This window comes from Myxococcota bacterium (assembly GCA_035498015.1).
Taxonomy (GTDB): Bacteria; Myxococcota_A; UBA9160; order SZUA-336; family SZUA-336; genus VGRW01.
Map to the genome: position 1 here is coordinate 1 of DATKAO010000058.1, position 3,022 is coordinate 3,022.

Genomic DNA, 3,022 nt, shown 5'->3' on the forward strand with positions numbered 1-3,022 from the left:
CGGCCTGGCGTTCGAAGGCCTGATCTCGGCCGCGTCTCGGCGCAGCTTCGCAGCCCACGTCGCCGAGCGCCGTGCCCAGGGCGGCCCCGCGGCCAAGCGCATCGAGGTGCGCATGCAGCTCCACGAGACGCCGGAGCTGCCAGTCGAGATCGCGCTGCACGCGGGCGAGTACGCGGGCAAGCCGGCCTGGCTGGTCGTCGCGCGCGATCTCTCCGAGCGGCGGGCGCTGCGCGCAGAGCGCAACCGCACCGAGTCGCTCGAGGAGGCGAACTCCGCGCTGCGAGAGGCGATGCTGCACGCCGAACAGACCACGCGCATCAAGACCGAGTTCCTCGCCAACGTCTCGCACGAGATCCGCACGCCGATGACGGCGATCCTCGGCTTCACCGAGGTGCTCCTCGAGGAGGCGCGCCGCGCTGCGGCGCCGGCCGGCACCGTCGACGCGCTGCGCACCATCCAACGCAACGGCGACTACCTGCTCGCGCTGCTCAACGACATCCTCGACCTGTCGAAGATCGAGTCGGGCCGGCTCGAGGTCGAGCACGTCACCTTCTCGCCCGTCGCGGTGGTGCGCGACGTCGAGCGGCTGATGCGCGTCCGCGCCGAGGCGAAGGGCGTCGGCTTCAACGTCGAGTTCGGCGGTGCGGTGCCTACGCAGGTCGAGGGCGACCCGACACGCGTGCGCCAGATCCTGATCAACCTAGTGGGCAACGCGATCAAGTTCACCGAGATCGGCGAGGTGCGGCTGCGCGTGCAGCTGCGCGACGAGCCCGCGCCGGCGCGGCTCTGCTTCGAGGTGATCGACACGGGCATCGGCATCACTGACGCCGAGCGCAGCAAGCTCTTCCGCCCCTTCGGCCAGGCCGACAGCTCGACCACGCGCCGCTACGGCGGCACGGGCCTAGGGCTCACCATCTCGAAGCGCCTCACCGACCTGCTGGACGGCGCGATCGCGGTCGACAGCGAGCCCGGCCACGGCACCACCTTCCGGGTCGAGCTGCCCGCCGGCAACCTGCAGGGCGTGGCGCGGGTGCCCGCGCTGCCCGCGAGCCCCGAGGCCGAGCCCGAGTCGCCGGAGGGGCTGGCGCCGCTCTCCGGGCGCGTGCTGCTCGTCGAGGACGGGCAGGACAACCAGCGGCTGATCGCGCTGCTGCTCGCGAAGGCCGGCCTCGAGCCGGTGATCGTCGAGAACGGCCAGCAGGCGGTCGAACGGATCCACGAGGCGAGGCTCTCGGGAACCCCCTTCCAGCTCGTGCTCATGGACATGCAGATGCCGGTGATGGACGGCTACACCGCCACGCGTATCCTGCGCCGGCAGGGCTTCGACGGCTCGATCGTCGCGCTCACCGCCCACGCGATGGACGCCGAGCGCGGCCGCTGCCTCTCGGCGGGCTGCGACGACTTCGCAACCAAGCCGATCGATCGCAGCCGCTTCTACGCGCTCTTGCGCCGGCATCTCGGCGAACGCAAGGACGCCTAGCCCTCGGTCCATCCGTCACACTTTCGCGCCGATATCAGGAGCATGGGACGGGCCAAGGGCATCGCCCTGCTCGACGCAGTGAAGTTCTTGCGCGCGCGCCGCGACGACGCGGCCGACGTGCTCGAGCTCGAGCTGCACAAGTACCTGGACGAGCAGATCGGCACCTCGTCCTGGTACCCGGAAGCCGACCTGGTGGCGCTGGTGCGCGCGGTCGCGAAGCTCCTGCCCGGCCCGCTGGACCGCGCGCTCATGATGATGGGCGAGCGCGGCGCGCGCGCGCAGACGCTGGTCTACGGCGACCTGCTGCGCGGCATGGGCGCGGACACGAACAGCCGCACCTTCGCGCTCTGGTCCACGCAGCACGACACCGGCGAGATGCGCTCGACGCTCGAGGCGCCCAACAAGATGCGCGTCGAGCTCGCCGGCTTCGAGGACACCTCGCGCGAGTTCTGCCTGATCCTGGGTGGGTACCTCTCCGGCACGCTCGCGATCAACGGCATCACCGACGGCTCGGTGCAGAAGCTCTCGTGCCGCCTGTGGGGCGACGACCGCTGCGCCTGGCGCGCTTCCTGGACCCCGGTGGACGAGCGGTGATCGGCACCCGGCAGCGCGAGATCGATCTGGACCCGAAGCCGGGCGGCAAGCTGAAGGGGATCGCCTTCCTCAGCGTCGTGAAGCTGTTGCGCTCGCGCCGCGACGACGCCCTGAGCCTGCTCCGTCCCGAGCTCCACAAGTACCTGACCGACAACTTGCGGCCCTCGGCCTGGTACCCGGAGTCGGAGCACACCGAGCTCCTGCAGGCGGGCGCGCGGCTCTACCCGGGCTCGCCCGACCGCGCGCTCGAGATGATGGGCGAGTTCGCGGCGAAGGCGCACTGCGAGATCTACAAGGAGGTGCTCCTCGGCCACGGCTCGCCGAGCCGGACGTTCGCCATGTGGGCCACGCAGCACGATACCGGCGAGATGCGGCGGATCCGCGAGCTGCCCAACCGGATGCGCTTCGAGCTGGTCGGCTTCGGCGACACCTCGCGCGAGAACTGCTTGGCGCTGACGGGCTACTTCCGCGGGACGTTCTCGATGAACGGCATCGCCGACGTCGTCGTCGAGAAGCTCGCCTGCCGGCTGTGGAACGACGCGAGCTGCATCTGGCGCTGCACCTTCGAGCGCGGGGCCTGAGGCCGCGATGGGGAACACCAAGGGCGCGACCCTGCTCGGCACCGTGAAGTTCCTGCGCCGCCAGCGCGATGCGGCGCTCGGGGTGCTGCCGCCCGAGCTCCACCGCTACCTCGGCGAGGAGATCCGCCCGTCCGCCTGGTACCCGACCGAACACTTCGGCGTGTTGCTGCGCTCGGCGGTGTCGCTCGTCCCTGGCGAACGCGGCGCCGCGCTCGAGAGCTACGGCGCGGCGGGCGCGCGCGAGCACGTGGACCTGTACGGCGACCTGATCTTCAACCTGACCGAAGCCACCAGCCACATGTTCGTGCTCTGGTCGATCCAGCACGACACCGGCACGATGAGCTTCACCCTGAAGTCGCCGACCAGC

The 3,022-nt window shown here is 70.7% G+C and carries 4 protein-coding genes; all 4 read left to right on the top strand.

The annotated features are described in order from the left end of the window. A partial coding sequence (locus tag VMR86_04850; protein ID HTO06366.1) for an ATP-binding protein occupies positions 1 to 1,480 on the top strand: 1,480 nt, incomplete at its 5' end. Between the two features lie 42 nt (positions 1,481 to 1,522). Further along, the gene (locus tag VMR86_04855; protein HTO06367.1) at positions 1,523 to 2,074 is read left to right on the top strand and encodes a hypothetical protein; all 552 of its coding nucleotides are present in this window, start codon (positions 1,523 to 1,525) and stop codon (positions 2,072 to 2,074) included. Next, the gene (locus tag VMR86_04860; protein ID HTO06368.1) at positions 2,071 to 2,655 is read left to right on the top strand and encodes a hypothetical protein; all 585 of its coding nucleotides are present in this window, start codon (positions 2,071 to 2,073) and stop codon (positions 2,653 to 2,655) included. Before VMR86_04855 ends, VMR86_04860 begins: the two co-directional genes overlap by 4 nt. A gap of 7 nt (positions 2,656 to 2,662) precedes the next feature. Further along, positions 2,663 to 3,022, top strand: a 360-nt coding sequence (locus VMR86_04865; GenBank protein ID HTO06369.1) for a hypothetical protein, incomplete at its 3' end; no start/stop codon positions are given.

Bases quoted from the DNA above. Each gene is read 5' to 3' on its own strand.
- VMR86_04855 (HTO06367.1), top strand. From the start codon at position 1,523: ATGGGACGGGCCAAGGGCATCGCCCTGCTCGACGCAGTGAAGTTCTTG.